Source organism: Larkinella soli (assembly GCF_003703975.1).
GTDB classification, from domain to species: Bacteria; Bacteroidota; Bacteroidia; order Cytophagales; family Spirosomataceae; genus Larkinella; species Larkinella soli.
Genome location: NZ_QTJY01000014.1, coordinates 40,776 through 57,211 on the forward strand (window position 1 = coordinate 40,776; position 16,436 = coordinate 57,211).

The window sequence follows — 16,436 nt, forward strand, 5'->3', positions numbered from 1 at the left end:
GCGCGACCGGTCAGTCTTTCGGCCGTTTACGCCGGGTAGAGTCCGCTTTTTCGATCGTTACACCCACACCGAACGCATTTGGATCGCTCGGCGGAACGGTCCGGACCCGGCGCTTTCGGCCGCCCGACTGATTTCCCTTACCGGTCTGAATCGTTGGATCAGCCGCCGGACTCGTTAACGGGGCGCTGTTGGAGGGCGTCACGACCGGCGCAATGGTCGTCGGGGCTTTCCGGATCGAATCCTGCGCGAAACCGACACCGGCCGACAGGCAGCCGGCAAGAAGTAGCAAAACCGCACGCATTGGGTTAGTTGAAATAGGGTTAGTTGAGTAAAACGGGGAGGGACGCAGCATCCGGCGCTCTCCCCTGTTTTATTTAACCGGGCCGACCGCATGACTGTTCACGTGTTTATGTTTACTTTTAATGTAAACTTATTCCAAACCCCCTGACATGCTCTCAACCCGCAGAACTTTTCTCCGGCACCTCGGCCTGGGTGTCGCCGGCTTTTCGGTGGCCGGAAGCCTGCCCGCTTCGGCCTGGGGCGCGCCCTTCAAAACCCGGCAGCTGCCACGCAGCCTGCCCGAATCGCAGGGCGTCGCATCGACCGGTATTCTTAACTTCGTGAACGCCGTCGAAGCGGGCAAACTGAACCTGCACAGCCTGATGGTCGTGCGGCACGGGCAGGTGGTGGCCGAAGGCTGGTGGGCGCCCTATGCGCCGGACCTGAAACATACGCTCTATTCACTCAGCAAAAGCTTTACGTCGACCGCCGTCGGACTGGCCGTGGCCGAAGGGCGGCTAAAGGTGGACGACAAGGTGGTCTCCTTCTTCCCGGAGGACCTTCCGGCCACGATCAGTCCGAACCTGGCCGCCATGCGGGTTCGCGACCTGCTCAGCATGTCGACCGGGCATGACAAGGACACGACCTCTTCGCTTCGGTCGGGGTCGAATAAAAACTGGATCAGGGCTTTTCTGGCGCAGCCGGTAGAACATGAGCCGGGGACGTTTTTCATCTACAACAGCGGGGCTACCTACATGCTGTCGGCCATCGTTCAGAAGCTGACCGGCCAGACGGTGCTGGCCTACCTCAAACCCCGGCTGTTCGAGCCGCTGGGTATTGAAGGCGCCGACTGGGAAACCGACCCCAACGGCATCAACACGGGCGGTTGGGGGCTACGCGTCCGGACCGAAGACATCGCTAAGTTCGGGCAGCTATATCTTCAGAAAGGGGTCTGGAAGGGCAAACGCATCCTGCCGGAAGCCTGGGTCGAGGAGGCCACGCGCTCCCATATCCAGTCGAAAGGCGGCTCACGGAAGAAGGAAGAAAACGACTGGCTTCAGGGTTACGGCTATCAGTTCTGGCGCTGCCGCAACGGGGCCTACCGGGGAGACGGCGCCTTCGGGCAGTATTGCATCGTCATGCCGAAGCAGGATACCGTCGTGGCGATCACCAGCGAAACCGGGGATATGCAGGCCATTCTGGACAACCTCTGGAACCACCTGCTGCCGGCCCTGCAGGACACCGCCGGGGGCAAACCCCAACCTGAACTGAAGCAGAAACTGGCTTCGCTAACCCTGCCCGTACCGGTCGGCCGGCCCGGCTCGCCGGTGGCGGCCCGGATCAATGGAAAATCGTTCCAGATGGCCGATAACCCGTTGAAGATCAAAACCGTATCGCTTGCTTTCAAACCGAACGCCTGCGTGTTCACGGTGCGCGATGAACAGGGTGAACACCGGGTGACCTGCGGCCTCGGTCAGTGGCAGAAAGCCGAAACCAGCCTGTCGGCCAACCCCATCAAGCTGGTCAACACGCCGGTTCCGGGCGAAGCTAAGACGAAAACCGCCGGCAGCGGAGCCTGGATCGACGACAAAACTTTCGCCATGACGTGGCGCTTTATCGAAACCGCCCATTACGACACGGTGAACTGCCGGTTTGACGACGACGCCATCCGGGTGGAGTTCAGGAAGAGCCTCGCTATTCTGAATCCGGACACAAAGGAAACCCGGCCGGTGCTGGAAGGCCGACTGATGCAGGGCGCCGTCCCGGAGACAGGGAAATAGGCGGAATGAAACGAAAAGGCCCGGTGTGTTCCAGGCCTTTTCGCTGATTAAACCCGCCGGGTAGCTACCCGGTACAGGATCACGGCCAGAGCCGCGAAGAACAGGGCACCCAGCAGTTGGAAGCCTTCTTCACCCAGCGCCCCGGTCAGCGCCGGTTCGAGCGTCAGGCGAGCCAGCCCGTTATAGATGGATTCGTTGACGGAGAGCAGGGCCACGGCCACTCCGGCCAGCGCCCCGCCGGCCACCAGGCCGGTTGAGAACAGGTTTCCGCGCCCCAGGTCGGCCTCTTCCTCGACGATGCCCTTCCGTTGGGAGTTCCAGTCGACCAGCGCCTTCATACAGCCGCCGGCAAAAATAGGCAGCGTGGTCGACAGCGGCAGATAGAGACCGACTGCAAAGGCCAGGGCACTGACCCCGCAGATTTCAACGACGAACGACATGAACGCCCCTACCAGCACGAACTGCCAGTCGAGGTTGAACGACAGCAGCCCCTTGATGAGCGTCGCCATCAACGTACCCTGCGGAGCCGGAAACCGGTCACTCCCGATGGCGTGGGTGATGCCCTGCGCCACCAGGTCGGGGGTGGGCGTGTCGAGCACCTTGATAGTGGCTCCGATCGCCAGCGAGGAGACGATGACGCCGACGAACAGCGCCATCTGCTGATACCGGGGCGTTGCTCCCACCAGATAGCCGGTTTTCAGGTCCTGTGAGGTGGCTCCGGCCGTAGCCGCCCCGATGCAGATCATCCCGCCGACGACCAGCACGACCGGTTCGTAAACCTTCCCCGTCAGTCCGAAGCCGATGAATACCAGCGCCGTTCCCATAATGGTGGCAATGGTCATCCCCGAAACCGGCGACGAACTGGTGCCGATGATGCCCACGATGCGGCTGGCGACAGTGACGAAAAAGAAGCCGAAAATGATGACCAGAATACCGATCAGCAGCTTGGTCAGCAGCGAGTCGCCGGGAATCTGCGGCAGAATGATCATCAGGGCAACCAGCGCCAGGCTGCCGAAAATCACGACCCGGATGGAAAGGTCCTGCTCGGTCCGGCGAATCCGGGCGTTTTCCCCCGCCCCGCCGATGGAGCCGAAGCTCTGTTTAAAGGAGGCTACGATGGTCGGTATGGTTTTGATCAGGGTCATGAATCCGCCCGCCGTCACCGCCCCGGCCCCGATCTGGCGGATGTAGGCCCGGTAAATGGCTACGGCGGTGTCGTTGAAGGTATGAGTCGCCGGATTCCAGCCGCCGGGACCACCCGCGGTCTGGAGATTCGGGATATAGGCGAATTTGACCAGTTGGGCCGCAATGGTATCGGCCGGCACCAGCGACGCCAGCAGCGGAATCAGTGCCAGCCAGGCCAGAATGCCCCCGCCGACCAGAACGGCCGAAATCCGGAAGCCGATGATGTAACCGACGCCGAGGTATTCAGGCGTAATCTCCCCGCTGACCACCGCCGACGGAAAATACCGGTTAGCCTGCCGGGTGGCCCAGGTCGGCACCTCGGCGATGACGTGCAGCACCTTTTGTAAAACGGCATATACCAGCGCCACCCCGAGGCCCTGGTAGGCGGTTTTGGCGAAATCTCCGCCCCGCTCGCCCGCGATCAGCACCGACCCGCAGGCCGTGCCCTCCGGGTAGGGCAGGTTGCCGTGTTCTTCGACGATCAGCGCCCGGCGCAGCGGAATCATCATGAGCGTACCGAGCAGGCCGCCCAGAATGGCCAGGGTCAGAATGGTCCAGTAGTTGAAAAAGCTGGTGCCGATGCCGTCGGAGAGAAACAGAAAACCCGGCAGCGTAAAGACGACGCCTGAGGCAATGGACTCCCCGGCCGAGCCGGTGGTCTGGATGATGTTGTTTTCGAGAATGGTGGTATTGAGAAACCGTCGCCCGAGCGAGATGGCCAGCACCGCAATCGGGATGGAGGCCGACACCGACAACCCGGCTTTCAGGGAGAGATACACCGTTGCGGCCCCGAACAGCACGCCGAACAGGGCACCCGTGACGACGGCTTTAAACGTAAATTCGGCAGGAGATTCGGAAGCGGGAATATAGGGTTTAAACTCGGTCGAGGGCTTCTCCATGGGCAAATCAAGGTTTGGATCAAATGAAAGAACTTTTTTGAAGGAAAAAAAGGTATTCCCTCGATCACACAATAAACCTTGACTTTAACGTTGTTTCTTTAAATATTTGCAACATCAGAAGCGGGAGTAGCTCAGTTGGTAGAGCGGCAGCTTCCCAAGCTGCAGGCCGTGGGTTCGAGACCCATTTCCCGCTCGGATTCTGTACTCGCTGTACTTGAGGCACTTAACTGAAAAGTTGAGTGCTTTTTTTGTGTATTGACCTGAGGGAGGTTCAGCATTGGGTACAACATGGTGATCAGAAGAAAAAAGGCAGCCGTCGCCGGGAGCCCGCGCTAATTCCTCTTTCCTAATTCGTCCTCGGTAAATCTCCTGTACCAGTAGCCTGTAGCTAAAAACCGCCTATGGGTATCCAAATTTTAAGCTGGATATATCTCTTTTCAACCGGTTTCTTTTCGAAAGACGCTGGGTCGGGTGCCGCCGTAAAAAATATACCTAAGATATAGTAGTATATATCTATTTAGTATATTTGCATATGGAGAACACGACTTCGCACCCCTTACTCAAAGGCAGCCTTAACGCCATTATCCTGAAATTGCTCTCGGAAACCGAATGGATGTACGGCTACGAGATCTGCCAAAAAGTAAAGCAACTCACCGATGGGCAACTCCGCATTACCGAAGGGGCGCTCTATCCGGCTTTGTACAAACTCGAAGCGGAAGGAATCCTGACGACCAAATCCCAGGTAGTCGATGGCCGGGCCCGAAAATATTACGCCATTGCTCCCGATCAGCAAGGCAGGGCCGGCATTCGGCTCGGTCAGATCGAGCATTTTCTTCATCAGTTGCAACGAATCCTACTCCCAGGCGATTTGATCAAATTTCCCACTTCTTAATCGACCCTACTCCGATGACTCAGGACCAACACGCTGCCGTCGTTTCCTTTCTGACCCTGAAATGCCACCTGATTGAAACCGCCTTTATCGAAGAGATGACGGACCACCTCCTTGTTTCAGTGGAAGCGCGAATGGCCGACTCGCTTTCGTTTGACGAGGCATTGGCGCAGACGGTTCAGGATTTTGGAGGTCCCATCGCCCTTCAGAAGCTGGAATGGACGTATCGGTTGGGCTTTCTTAAAAGCGGGCTCCGGGACTGGTGGGGACTGGTTAAAAGCCGGTTCTCCGGACCAAAACGACTTCGAACTCTGGTGGTGGTCGGCTTTATTACCCTAGCAGGCCTGTTTTCCGGCCTCATAACCGATTTTATAGGGGGTATCCAACGGTCGGTTGTATGGACCTCCTTTCAGTTGGGAGGTGTGATTGCCGTGGGTATGCTGACGTGGTTCCTGCTTCAAGGCATTTTCCCAATAGTCAGAAAAGTAGGCGTCGTGCGGTTCCCGCGTCTATTCCGGACGTGGCTTTCCTTTCTGCCGTGGTCTGGGGCCTTGCTGGGCTACCTGGGCCTGAGTAGCCTGGAAATACCTCACATCCTGCAAGGCCCCGGTTATTCGGTTCTTTGGTCGACCTTTGCCGTGTTCTATCTGGCGTGCCTGGATTACGCACAGCAAACCGACCCGGACTCCTGGTATCAAACCCGCTAATCCGGCATTGACTAGTAGGGACATACGAAGGTTTTCGGGGGCCGTTTTTGCATTTCTGGTAAACGGCCCGGCAGATTTTCAGCAAGCTACCGTCCGCCGATGGAGGGGTGGCCCGTTCGATTATAACCACTCAATGGTAGTCGGCTCAAGAAAATCCGTTAAAATCTCAATTGCCGCCGACGATCGACCGTAGTAAACCTGGCTTAGCTTTGGGCCATCCGGAAAAGATTACATCCGATTCCCTGAACTATGAACAATCAACCTTTGCTTCGTCAGCTCTATCAGGATTTTAACGAACGCCATGTGGAGGCCGTATTAGCCCATCTGCACACCGATGTAACCTGGCCCAATGGGTGGGAAGGCGGGTATCTGTCCGGTCACGATGAGGTACGTGCTTACTGGCTCCGTCAATGGCAACAAATCAATCCTAAGGTAGACCCTCTTTCGTTTGAGTTAAGACCGGAAGGTCAGATTGCCGTCAAGGTCCACCAGGTCGTTAAAGATTTACAGGGTCAGTTGTTAAGTGATAATCAACTATTTCATATCTACAGCTTCGAGAATGGAAAGGTGCGGAAAATGGTTATTGAACACTAACCAGTAACACTCGCCGGAAGCTTCATACTTTCCTCTTTTCGCAGGCAATCGTTACTGCACCCGTTTTCACGGTTGAGTTTTTGACTGTTACTTTCATGCTCGACAACCTGACGTGTCATCGCCCAACGATTTACTCCTGATACTCTTCCAGAATGCTGCTGAGCTGCCGGAGCGGCTGGACGAAGCTGCGCCGGTTTTCGTGGCGTATCGCGAAAAAGCAGGAAAGCAGGGTCAGGCCATAGCAGAGGATAGCGCCGGACGGAAACGCCTGCACTCCGCCCGGGACATACAGGGTAAAGACCAGAAAAACCCCAATGGCCGAACTGATTGGGATAAGGGCCATTTCATACCGCTTTTTGAAGGTGAAAAAGCTGTTCAGCAGGCGATACTGCTCCGATAGATACTCATGGATCGAAGACGGCCCGTTTCCCTTGAGCCGCCCTTTCGCCACCCGCTGAAACCGGTTCATCAGGACAATGGTAAAGGGAAGGTAGAGCAGAATTCCCAGCAGGCTCAGCAGGCGAATCTGCATCTCCGGCCAGTGCCTGATAATCAGGTGGCTGCATAGAGCGTAGACCAGTATCTGCAGGGTGAAGGAAGCCCAGAAATAATGGAAACTGGTCTTCGTGTGCTTCCGCACCCTGGAGGTAATTATTTTCCGGAGGGAAGCTTCGTCGATGGATTCCTTCGGGACGGAAGCGGTTGCCTTATTGGACGGCTCCCAGTGTTTTTTCAGTTGATCAAGAGTTGACATTGTAAGGAGAGTCGGTCTGGTTTTTCAGTTGCTGTTCCAATTCTTTTTTGATCCGTACCAGCCGCACACTGACGTTGGATCGGGTCAGGCCGGTAATGCCGGCAATTTCTTCATAGCTTACCTCGTCGAGGTACAGGAACACAATGGCTTTGTTCAGGGGGGATAAGGTGGCAATCGCCCGAAAAAGGGCCTGCCGGTGTTCCTCCCCCGGGTCAGCCGCCGGTTCGGGGATCTGCTGGTGCCGGAGGGCCAGGCTTTCCCATCCTTTTCTTTTCGATTTTTTCCGCCAGCCAAGAGCGGTGTTCAGGCAGACCCGGTACATCCAGGTGGTGAAGCGGGAGCGTCCGCCGAAGTCCGGGTAGGATTTCCAGAGCTGATAGAGCATCTCCTGCAACAGATCGGCCCGCTCCTCCTGGTCCTGAAAGTAGATCCGGCACACCTTATGGGCGATTCCGAGGTGATCGTTGATCTGTTCAAGAAAGGTCTGCTCCAACCGGTCGGTCATGATTCATGTTCTTGAGGATTTTTTGATTCCATTTCAACCAATTAGTAGCGGGGAATACCCGAAAACTACATCTCAGTTGAAAATAATTTTAAAAAGGAAAGCTGCGGGGCATGAACACGTTCGTAACTCGTGTTCATGCCCCGCAGCTTTCCGGTATTCAGAACAGGCTCTTGCTCAGGGATTGATCTTAGAAAACCGGTATACGGCCGTGTAGGGAACGTCGACGGTTTCGGTCGCGCTCGCCGGCGGGGTGGCCGGCGCTTTTCCGCCCGTGGTGGCAATGCGCTGAATATAATCCACTTCCTGAAAAATCCCGGTCGGGGTGGTTCCGGCTTTGGGCATCAGCAGTAACCAGTCGATGCTGTTCGCATCTTTACTGGCCGTTTTGGGCGGGGCATAGGCCTGCGCGACGATCAGGGCGTTCGGGCCGGCCAACTGCCACGAGGGCCCGGCGAAGTGGGTACCGATTTTGGCATTCGTGGCATCGTACAGATCGGCCTCCGGCGCCACAAACACCCACTCATAGGTCACCGGGCCGCTGCCCGGCTTCTCCCGCGCCTTGTATTTCTGCACACCCCGCGCAAAATACGTAGCTACCCGGCTGTTCCCGTTCGGCTGGTTCGGCGGCAGATCGACCCCGGCCGGGATGACCATTTGCTCGCTGGCGGCAAGGTGGAGAGACGGCCGATCGCCCTCGGGTTCCGGGTGGTCCGTGCAGGAAACCATCGTTAGGGCCAGAACCAGACTGATGCCGAAGAAACGACCCAGGAACCGCACTACTGCTCCTGAACCGGTGGCCGGTTCGTTTTTAATACTTCGTGTTACTCGTTTCATGGTGTGGAATTGGTTTTGAATGTTCATCATCCATTGTGGGATGCAAAATTCCACACGCAGGGCCACGAAAAAATCACCGAAATCCACGATTCTCCGTCACGGATCTCCGTGATTTTTAGGGCAAACGGCCCTGCTCACCGGCCCGGCAGCCGGGAGAAGGCAACTGGGAGGAGGAGACTATAGCCGCAGCCGTCGCTTTCTTTTGGTCGTCAGGTAATTTCTGACCGGCGTGTCGTAAACCCGCATGGCTACGTAGGCGAAACCGATCAGGAAGAGAGTTCCGGCGATAATGACGAGGGCCAGTTCCCGGAGTCCGGGTTTATAGGTGGTGAGGTAATTCCCGAAGATCCAGATGAAGGCATAATGGGTCATATAGAGCGGGTAGGAAAGATTCCCCGACAACTCGCACACCTTTTTCAGCCCGGGCGACAGACTGGAGCCGGTACCCAGACTGACCACCAGCGGAAAAAACAGGAGCACCACCCCGGCTTCGGCCAGCCAGTTCCAGCGAAAGTGAGGCATGAAAAAGGCCAGCGACAGCAAGACGCTAAGCCCGATGAAACCCAGCCGGTTTTTAATGATCCCGTTCGACCGGAAGATCAGCAGCCCCATCAGAAACGAGTAGGAAACCCGGACGCCACCGTCCCAGAAATTCTCCCCGTTCCAGCCGCCCAGCAGGTTACCGGCCCGGTAGCTGACCCACACGATTCCGGCTGCGGCCATGACCGTCAGAACCAGCAGCGTACGAAGGCCGATCCGGCACAGAACCAGCGCGTAAACCACGTTGGCCACATACTCCCAGAACAGCGACCAGGCGGGTGCATTGAAACCGAACAGGTTGAAGGCCCGCTCTTTCATAACCGGAAAGGGGATCAGGAACAGGGAACACAGAAAGATCGGCAGGAGGTTTCGCGGAGAATAGGCCCCGGCCTGGTTCATGATGGGATCGAAGAGAAAGCCGAGCAGGCCCAATACCGACCCTAAGATGACCAGAGGATGCAGCCGGATCAGCCGGGAGACAAAAAACGCCCCGGCTCCCATCTGCCTTATGCGGTCGTCATAGGCGTAGCCGATCACAAAGCCGGATAGGCAGAAAAAGAAGTCGACGGCTAAAAAACCGTGACCGATGAAATTGTGCTTCGGGTCCGGAAAGACCCATTCCATGAAATGGAAAACCACAATCGCCAGGGCCGCCACGCCACGCAGTCCATCCAGAATGACGAAATGCCCTTTGGGATTCAGAACCTCCGGATTCAGTGTTTTACTGCTCATCAATGCGGGTATGAATGCTTCTTCAGGCCCACTTCATCGATAGGTAGGCCAGGTGGCCGGAGAAAAGAAAAAGCTGCCTCTGTTTTTTACTGGTACTTCCGGAATTCCAATATAGCGTATACAGAGCGTTTCTTTTTCACTTAACATTACGGTTTATTTCACCTACCCTTTAACTTCCTAACCATCATGCCGCTTCGTGCCGCCTACCTCTGCGCTTTTCTCATGCCGGTCGTCCTGCTTGCCTGCCAGACCAAATCCGAAACCCAGACTTCCGAAGCGCTGCCGCTCAAAGGCACCTGGGAACTGATCTCCGGCCGGACCGTCGAGAAGGGCGATACGCTTTTTACGGATTACCGGAAGAATGAGAAAACCATCAAGATCATCAACGATACCCATTTTTCGTTTCTCCGGCATGACCTCGTCAAAGGGAAGGATACGGCGGCCGTCTTCGTGGCGGGCGGAGGTTCCTATAAACTGGCCGGCAACGCCTACACCGAATTTCTGGAGTATTGCAACGACCGCCAGTGGGAAGGCAATAAATTCGATTTCACGGTGGCGATTAAAGGAGATACGCTGATTCAGACCGGGGTTGAAAAAGTAGCCAACCTGGGCATCGACCGGGTCATCACCGAAACTTACCTCCGGGTTCGGGAGTAAGTGCTACACCATAGGAATCTTCTCTTCCCGGAAACGCTTTCGTGAAACATCGGTTACATAAGTTGTATCGCTAACTCTACGACGTATGAACCGAATTCTGAGCTCCGTGCTGCTGCTGGCAGCGCTTTGCAACGCCTGTACTCTGGATGATCATGTGGACGGGATTGAAGTCCGGCAAGCCAGTTACACCCTCCCGGGCAACACCTTCTTTCCGGAAGGCATCGCCTATGATCCGAAGCAGGGCGTCTTTTACACCGGAAGCGTCGCCAACGGCGACATCGTAAAAGTGGATGTCCAGACCGGCGCCGGCAGCCTGTTCGCGCCCGGAGCGGCCCAGGGCCGGACGGCCGCCACCGGCCTGAAACTAGACGCCAAAGGCCGCCTGTGGGTCTGCGGGGGAGCCACGAACAAAATCTACGTGCTCAACCCGGACGGCTCGCTGCTCAAAAGCTGGGACCTGGCCTCCTTCTCCCCGACCGGCTTCATTAACGACTGCATTCTGGACGAGAACTACGTGTATTTCACCGACTCCCAGAACCAGCAGATCTACCGCACCGATGTGGCCGCTTCGACGCCCGGCGACATCGAGCGCTGGCTGACGTTTACGAACGCGCAGATTCCCTACACCTCTCCGGGCGTCAACGCCAACGGAATCGAACTGACGCCCGACAGCAAATACCTGATCCTGGTGGTTTCCTCCTCCGGGAAGCTGTACCGGATCGATACAGCCAGTAAAGCTATCTCCGAAATTACGCTCAATACGCCGGTCAACTCCGGCGACGGCCTATGGCTGGAGAACAACATCCTGTACGTCTCCCGGAACGCGACTAACCTGATTTTTCCGGTAACGCTCAGCAACGACTACCTGAACGGCACCGTCGGGGCCGGTTTCGGCGAAAATCTGCTGTTCAATACCACCCTCGCCAAAGCGGGCAACTATTTTCTGGTCGTCAACGGGCAGCTCAACCGGCGGTCCGGACCGACGCCCCCGGTGTTGCCCTTCACCGTTTCGCGGGTCGCCATCCCCTGAACCGCCCGGATTTATTCTCAAAAAGCATGACCGCGAGAATGCGGTCATGCTTTTTTATTCCATCCCCTTCCGTTTGCTCGACGCTGCCTCAGACTCACCTGCCTTTCAATAAAAACATCAGCGTTTCCGCCCTGATTCTGAATATCTTACTCTCCCTGACCCAGTATTTCAATTTCATTTCATCTACCTGATTTCTTAACCAACCATGATTTCTCCGGCCCGAACCGGCGCAGCCCGCGCTTTGCCTTCCCGTTTCGTCTCTCTACGACATCACCCGCTGACTTTCCGGGTTTTAACGATCCTGTTGCTGGCCGGCGGTATTTTTCGTTCCGACCGGGCCACCCGGCTCGACAGCTTCACCTTCGACGAGGCTTATCACATCATGGCCGGGGCTTCCTACGTCGAAACCGGCTCCTTCCGCATCAACCCGGAGCATCCGCCCCTGACCAAGCTCTGGGTGGGCGCGGTCGTTCTGCAAAACGGTTTTAAAACCAGCCCGCTGAAGCCGCTGAACGATAAGAATGCCGAACGCAAGTTTGCCGAACAGGACGTCTACCTCAACAACAACCCGGATGCGGTGCAGCGGCAGGCCCGGCTTGCGATGTTTACGCTCAACGGCCTGCTCCTCCTCGGCCTGACCCTGCTGGTTCGCCGGCTGCTGGGCGGGGCCGTCGCCCTCGGCACCCTGGCCTACCTGCTCCTCGACCCCACGGTGGCCGCCCACCTGCCGGTGGTGATGACCGACCTGCCCGTCGCCCTCAGTTCGGCGCTGGCCGTTCTGGCGGCCGTGGCGGCTTTCCGGTCCTGGCGCCCCGGCGACCTGCTGCTCGCCACCGCCTGTCTGGGACTGGCCCTGGCGAGCAAGCATTCGGCGGTGATTACGGCCGTGGGGGTCGTTCTGCTCGGTGTCGGTATGGCGGTTTTTCAGCCCGGCGCCCCGGCCGTCCGGATGAAACGGCTGGCGCTGGTCGGCCTTGTGGGAGTCGGCGCAGTGGTGGTGCTGTGGGGTTTCTACGGTTTCCGCTACCGCGACAGTGTGCAGGAAGGCGAATTTTTCAACCGCCCGCTGAACACCAAAATCGAGGATATACGCTCGCCGGTTATGAAAACCGTGCTGCATGCCCTGGCCGACGGCCATCTGCTGCCGGCTTCCTACCTCTGGGGACTGGCCGACACCATCCGGGCGGGGGTGGAAGGCCGGGCGGCCTCGATCTACGCGTTCGGAAGGCTGTATTACAGCCGCGCACCCTTTTACTACACGCCCGGCATCTGGGCCGTCAAGCTGCCGATCGGTCTTTTGCTGCTGACGCTGGCGGGCTTGGCGCTGCTGCTGACGGGCCGTCTGCCCCGGTCCGCTGCCGTTCCGCTGGCCGGGCTGGGTCTGCTGGCGGGTCTGTTCTGGCTGGCCCTGGCAACCGGCTCCACCTACGGCGGGGTGCGGCACGCGCTGGCGGTATTGCCCCTGCTGGCGGTTCTGGGCGCAATGGCGGTGGTCTACGTCGTGAATGGACGATCCCGGGCGAAGCAGGCCGGGGTGGCGGTGATGGGAACGGCGGCTCTGGTTTCGGCGCTGCCGGTGGTTCGGCCCTGGGAGTACTTCAACGAGCTGGCGGGCGGACCGGAGGGCAGTTACCGCTATTTCAGCGATGAAGGCGTCGATCTCCAGCAGCGGTCGGGCGAGCTGATCCGCTATTACCGGACACATATCGAACCGACCGGCGAAATTCCGTTCATCTGGTACGGTATGGCCCGGGCCGAGCGGGAAAAATACCGGATGCACTGGGTCGGCGAAGACCCCGCCCGCGACAGTATCCGGTATGCCTCCGACCGGGTGACCGGGACGTTCTTTCTGCCTTCCGGCGGCCTGGCTCCCAGCCTGTACGGAACCGGGGAAAAAGCCTTCCTGAAGGCGAAGCCGGTGGCCCGGATGGGGAATCTGCTCGTTTACAAGGGAACCTTCCGCCTGCCGGATGTCCGCGCCAACTGGCTTTCCGGTCAGGCCTACAAAGCCCTGTTCATCGATGCCAGACCGGATACCGCGAAGGCAATCCGGCTGCTGGCCGAGTCCGTCGCCCTCAATCCAAAGGTCTTTTTTATGGACTGGGAGCTGGGCAACCTCTATGCCCTGAAAGGCGAGCGGCAGAAGGCGGTTCACGCCTTCGAGCTGGCGCAGCGGTATGTTCCGACCGACGAGCTGAAACCGCTGTTGACGGGCCACATTCAGCAACTGAAGACCCAGGACCCCCGCCGGGTGCCGCCCCTACGGAATCCGGGCCTCGAATAACCGGCTTTATGCCTCCAAAAGAAAAACCCGGCTTCCTCAGAAGCCGGGTTTTCGTTCTTAATCAACAGGTACTGAATTATTTGACCAGCAGGATGTCGTCGAAATAAAACGTTTCATCCTGCTTGTCCGGTCCCTGAATCCGGAAACCGATCTGCTTCAGCGTCTTGCCGGGCAGCCAGAAGTCGATGTCGGCCAGGTTGAACTTGAAGTAGGTCCAGGTGCCGGCTTTAACGTCGATCTTGTTGGTCGCCACGAAGTCGCCGAAACCGGCCTTGCCCGCGTCGGTGGTCAGGTAGAGCGAGTAGTCGGCCGAGCCGCCTTTGATCCAGCCCGTCACGTAGGTATAGTCCTTCGAATACGTCAGGGCCGAGGCCGACCAGTTGGCCAGCCCGATCAGGTGCCAGTTGCCTTTCTGGTAGGTCTTTCCGATGGAGGCCGTCCCGGTTCTGGCTTCTTTGGTCGTCACGGCAGCCGCATCGCCCCAGGAGCCGTCCTGGAACCCGGTCCCGTACGCATCCGTGAAGACGGCGTAGGCGTTGGCAATGTTGATGAACTCCTGCTTCGTCCGAAGCCGGCCGGTGCTGTTGGTGATGACCAGCGTGCCCCGGTTCAGTTTCGAATCCGGCATTTTGATCACCAGCTTCTTCTTCTCTTTCGACACGATGGTAGCGGCATCGGCAATACCTTTGACCGAGTCCGACAGCATGACGGCCGTCACGTCGTCGAAGTTGTTGCCCGTCAGCGTAATCTCGGTGCCCTTCGTGAAGTTGAAGTTCGAAGCGTCGGTGACCGACGGATAGGCCAGCACGCGGAACGGTACGGAAACCGACTGGCCGGCGCTGTTGGTGAACGTGATGTTCTGCTGTCCGCCCGAAGCATCCTCCGGCACGCGGAAGATCAGGGCGTTTTCGGAATTCAGGGTCGGCTGGAACCCGGCCGGAACGCCCTGCTTTTCGAATACGATGGTGCGCATATCGCCCAGGCCGCTGCCCTGGATGGTCACGACGGCTCCGCCGGCGGCCGAGTCGGGCAGGATGCTGGAGACCGTCGGGTTACCGGGTTCGATCTGAGGGCGGCCGTCGGTATCCTTCGTACAGGAACTGATGGTCAGCCCGGCGAAAAGCGTCAGAAATGAAAGTCCTGCTATTTGCTTGAATTTATTGGTCGTCATCGGTTTGCAAAGAGATAATTACTTGTAATACGGTACGGGGTCTTTGCCCAGCTCGGGGTCCTGAATGATCTCCCCGGCCGGAATCGGCAGGAACATCTTGTCTTCGGTGAAGGTGGTGATGTAGCTGGCGCCCGTCACCGTACCCCGGTTCTGCTTCTCGATGATGGCTTTCGCTTTGGCAAAACCCTGACGCTGGATGTCATACCAGTAATCGCCCTCGAAAGCGAACTCGACCCGGCGTTCGTGCAGGATGTCGTTCTTCGTGAGGCTGGTTTTCGGCCCCAGGCCGGCGCGGGCCCGCACCTTGTTGACGGCATCCAGCGCGCCGGCGTCGGCGGTCGAAGCGGCATCACCCAGAACGGCCTCGGCGTAAATCAGCAGAATGTCGGCGTAACGGAGCAGCACCACGTTGTTCCCGGAATTCTGGCCCAGGACGGGGTCGCTGCCGAAGCTCTTGCCCGGGCCGGCGAAATACTTGACGATGTTAGACCGGGTGGGGCTTTTGCTGCCGCCGTCTTCCGTCGGCTGGATCGTATCGTATTTGAAGCCGCCGGCCATGAAGGCGTTGTACTTCGGTGCGTTGACGCGCTGCGGTTTCCAGTTCGGGTTGGTCCAGCCGTGTTCCATTACGGACCACTTCCGGCGGAGGTCACCGAATTCATATTCCTTCAGCAGGTCGAGCGAGGGGATGTACATCTCCCAGGCATCGGCTTCGGCCGTCCGGAGGGCGGATGCGCCCCGGTCCGGGTTCTTGATGTTACCGGTTCCCCAGGGGTCCTGCGCCAGCTGGTGCTGGATCGAGAACAGCGACTCGGGGTTGTTGTTCATGCTCATTTTCGTGAACATCCCGGCATAATCGGCCACGAGGCTGTATTTGCCCGACTGGATCACCTCCTGCGCTTTGGCTTTGGCGTTGGCGTAGTCCTTGTTATACAGGTACAGCTTCGCCATCATTCCCTTGGCTGAGTATTTGGTCAGGCGGCCCGGCTCGTCGGATTCGGGCAGACCGGCTTCAGCCAGCTGGAGTTCTTCCAGCGCAAACCGCAGCACGTCTTTCTGCAGATAGCGCGGAATGTTGAAGTTACCGGACAGGGCCGTCGCACCCGGGTCGGTGATGATCGGCGCAGCGCCCCAGGTCCGGGCGATGTAGAAATACAGCGTCCCCCGGATGAAATGACACTCGGCGATGGCCGGGTCGAGGTAGGCGGCCCCCCCGCCGGCGGCTTTCTTCTCCTCGAAGGTCTTGATCATCACGTTGGCGTAGCCGATGATCTTGTAAAAAGCGCCCCAGGCCGCCCCGATCCGTTCGGAAGCCGACGACACCGTAAAGTTCAGATATTCCACGTCGGTGTAGGTGAACATGTTCCCCGACATGACGTCGCCGATGGCGTCCTGCGCCCGGCTTTCGTAGTTCCGCCAGGGAAGGCCGCTATAGAGCGTGCTGGTGGCCGCCCGGACCTCCTCCGCGTTGTTGTAATAGTTACCGGTTGTGGTACCCGACAAAGACGGCCGGTCGATGAATTCCTCCTTGCAGGAGGTCAGCGCCAGGGCCGGCAGCAGCAGGGCCGCATAAATGAATTTCTTATTCATGGTCT

Annotated in this window: 15 protein-coding genes and 1 tRNA gene; 8 read left to right on the top strand and 8 right to left on the bottom strand. The window is 58.1% G+C overall.

The window, feature by feature from the left end:
• Positions 1-10: 10 nt before the first annotated feature.
• Positions 11-301, bottom strand: a complete 291-nt coding sequence (locus tag DX909_RS21820) for a hypothetical protein (RefSeq protein WP_128547350.1) — start codon at positions 299-301, stop codon at positions 11-13.
• A gap of 148 nt (positions 302-449) precedes the next feature.
• On the opposite strand from DX909_RS21820, the gene DX909_RS21825 reads away from it, so the two are divergent.
• Positions 450-2,060 (top strand): serine hydrolase domain-containing protein, encoded by a 1,611-nt coding sequence (locus DX909_RS21825; protein WP_128547351.1) that lies wholly within the window; start codon positions 450-452, stop codon positions 2,058-2,060.
• A gap of 47 nt (positions 2,061-2,107) precedes the next feature.
• Here the strand turns inward: DX909_RS21825 and DX909_RS21830 are convergent, their stop codons facing one another.
• Complete coding sequence (locus DX909_RS21830; RefSeq protein WP_128547352.1) at positions 2,108-4,144, bottom strand: OPT family oligopeptide transporter; 2,037 nt, start codon at positions 4,142-4,144, stop codon at positions 2,108-2,110.
• 120 nt (positions 4,145-4,264) lie between these two features.
• Here DX909_RS21830 and DX909_RS21835 point away from each other — a divergent pair.
• The 4 genes from DX909_RS21835 (at position 4,265) to DX909_RS21850 (ending at position 6,334) form a co-directional block, all read left to right on the top strand.
• Positions 4,265-4,337: transfer RNA gene (locus DX909_RS21835), tRNA-Gly, on the top strand.
• Positions 4,338-4,676: 339 nt separating this feature from the next.
• Positions 4,677-5,036 (top strand): PadR family transcriptional regulator, encoded by a 360-nt coding sequence (locus DX909_RS21840; protein WP_128547353.1) that lies wholly within the window; start codon positions 4,677-4,679, stop codon positions 5,034-5,036.
• 14 nt (positions 5,037-5,050) lie between these two features.
• Positions 5,051-5,740 carry a hypothetical protein gene (locus DX909_RS21845; RefSeq protein ID WP_128547354.1) on the top strand — a complete coding sequence of 230 codons (690 nt, stop codon included), beginning with the start codon at positions 5,051-5,053 and terminating at the stop codon, positions 5,738-5,740.
• Positions 5,741-5,989: 249 nt separating this feature from the next.
• The gene (locus DX909_RS21850; protein WP_128547355.1) at positions 5,990-6,334 is read left to right on the top strand and encodes a nuclear transport factor 2 family protein; all 345 of its coding nucleotides are present in this window, start codon (positions 5,990-5,992) and stop codon (positions 6,332-6,334) included.
• Between the two features lie 130 nt (positions 6,335-6,464).
• Here DX909_RS21850 and DX909_RS21855 read toward each other — a convergent pair whose 3' ends face one another.
• From DX909_RS21855 to DX909_RS21870, 4 genes are all read right to left on the bottom strand, one after another.
• Positions 6,465-7,088, bottom strand: coding sequence for a hypothetical protein (locus DX909_RS21855; RefSeq protein WP_128547356.1), 624 nt, complete (start codon positions 7,086-7,088; stop codon positions 6,465-6,467).
• Entirely contained in the window at positions 7,075-7,593 is a 519-nt protein-coding gene (locus tag DX909_RS21860) for an RNA polymerase sigma factor (RefSeq protein WP_128547357.1), read from the bottom strand. Before DX909_RS21860 ends, DX909_RS21855 begins: the two co-directional genes overlap by 14 nt.
• A gap of 174 nt (positions 7,594-7,767) precedes the next feature.
• Positions 7,768-8,427 (bottom strand): DUF3455 domain-containing protein, encoded by a 660-nt coding sequence (locus DX909_RS21865; RefSeq protein ID WP_128547358.1) that lies wholly within the window; start codon positions 8,425-8,427, stop codon positions 7,768-7,770.
• A gap of 177 nt (positions 8,428-8,604) precedes the next feature.
• On the bottom strand, positions 8,605-9,699 hold the full coding sequence (locus DX909_RS21870; RefSeq protein WP_128547359.1) for an acyltransferase family protein: 1,095 nt from the start codon (positions 9,697-9,699) through the stop codon (positions 8,605-8,607).
• A gap of 186 nt (positions 9,700-9,885) precedes the next feature.
• Here DX909_RS21870 and DX909_RS21875 point away from each other — a divergent pair, with 186 nt between their 5' ends.
• From DX909_RS21875 to DX909_RS21885, 3 genes are all read left to right on the top strand, one after another.
• Positions 9,886-10,356 (top strand): hypothetical protein, encoded by a 471-nt coding sequence (locus DX909_RS21875; protein WP_128547360.1) that lies wholly within the window; start codon positions 9,886-9,888, stop codon positions 10,354-10,356.
• An 85-nt stretch (positions 10,357-10,441) separates the two neighbouring features.
• Positions 10,442-11,386 carry a Vgb family protein gene (locus tag DX909_RS21880; RefSeq protein ID WP_128547361.1) on the top strand — a complete coding sequence of 315 codons (945 nt, stop codon included), beginning with the start codon at positions 10,442-10,444 and terminating at the stop codon, positions 11,384-11,386.
• A gap of 205 nt (positions 11,387-11,591) precedes the next feature.
• Positions 11,592-13,670 carry a tetratricopeptide repeat protein gene (locus tag DX909_RS21885; protein ID WP_128547362.1) on the top strand — a complete coding sequence of 693 codons (2,079 nt, stop codon included), beginning with the start codon at positions 11,592-11,594 and terminating at the stop codon, positions 13,668-13,670.
• A 76-nt stretch (positions 13,671-13,746) separates the two neighbouring features.
• Here DX909_RS21885 and DX909_RS21890 read toward each other — a convergent pair whose 3' ends face one another.
• Positions 13,747-14,841, bottom strand: coding sequence for an IPT/TIG domain-containing protein (locus DX909_RS21890; protein ID WP_128547363.1), 1,095 nt, complete (start codon positions 14,839-14,841; stop codon positions 13,747-13,749).
• A gap of 18 nt (positions 14,842-14,859) precedes the next feature.
• The gene (locus DX909_RS21895; protein ID WP_128547364.1) at positions 14,860-16,431 is read right to left on the bottom strand and encodes a RagB/SusD family nutrient uptake outer membrane protein; all 1,572 of its coding nucleotides are present in this window, start codon (positions 16,429-16,431) and stop codon (positions 14,860-14,862) included.
• Positions 16,432-16,436: the final 5 nt, after the last annotated feature.

Excerpts from the sequence above, each read along its gene's own strand:
- DX909_RS21820 (WP_128547350.1), bottom strand. The coding sequence starts at position 301 with ATGCGTGCGGTTTTGCTACTTCTTGCCGGCTGCCTGTCGGCCGGTGTC.
- DX909_RS21825 (WP_128547351.1), top strand. The coding sequence starts at position 450 with ATGCTCTCAACCCGCAGAACTTTTCTCCGGCACCTCGGCCTGGGTGTC.
- DX909_RS21830 (WP_128547352.1), bottom strand. The coding sequence starts at position 4,144 with ATGGAGAAGCCCTCGACCGAGTTTAAACCCTATATTCCCGCTTCCGAA.
- DX909_RS21840 (WP_128547353.1), top strand. The coding sequence starts at position 4,677 with ATGGAGAACACGACTTCGCACCCCTTACTCAAAGGCAGCCTTAACGCC.
- DX909_RS21845 (WP_128547354.1), top strand. The coding sequence starts at position 5,051 with ATGACTCAGGACCAACACGCTGCCGTCGTTTCCTTTCTGACCCTGAAA.
- DX909_RS21850 (WP_128547355.1), top strand. The coding sequence starts at position 5,990 with ATGAACAATCAACCTTTGCTTCGTCAGCTCTATCAGGATTTTAACGAA.
- DX909_RS21855 (WP_128547356.1), bottom strand. The coding sequence starts at position 7,088 with ATGTCAACTCTTGATCAACTGAAAAAACACTGGGAGCCGTCCAATAAG.
- DX909_RS21860 (WP_128547357.1), bottom strand. The coding sequence starts at position 7,593 with ATGACCGACCGGTTGGAGCAGACCTTTCTTGAACAGATCAACGATCAC.
- DX909_RS21865 (WP_128547358.1), bottom strand. The coding sequence starts at position 8,427 with ATGAAACGAGTAACACGAAGTATTAAAAACGAACCGGCCACCGGTTCA.
- DX909_RS21870 (WP_128547359.1), bottom strand. The coding sequence starts at position 9,699 with ATGAGCAGTAAAACACTGAATCCGGAGGTTCTGAATCCCAAAGGGCAT.
- DX909_RS21875 (WP_128547360.1), top strand. The coding sequence starts at position 9,886 with ATGCCGCTTCGTGCCGCCTACCTCTGCGCTTTTCTCATGCCGGTCGTC.
- DX909_RS21880 (WP_128547361.1), top strand. The coding sequence starts at position 10,442 with ATGAACCGAATTCTGAGCTCCGTGCTGCTGCTGGCAGCGCTTTGCAAC.
- DX909_RS21885 (WP_128547362.1), top strand. The coding sequence starts at position 11,592 with ATGATTTCTCCGGCCCGAACCGGCGCAGCCCGCGCTTTGCCTTCCCGT.
- DX909_RS21890 (WP_128547363.1), bottom strand. The coding sequence starts at position 14,841 with ATGACGACCAATAAATTCAAGCAAATAGCAGGACTTTCATTTCTGACG.
- DX909_RS21895 (WP_128547364.1), bottom strand. The coding sequence starts at position 16,431 with ATGAATAAGAAATTCATTTATGCGGCCCTGCTGCTGCCGGCCCTGGCG.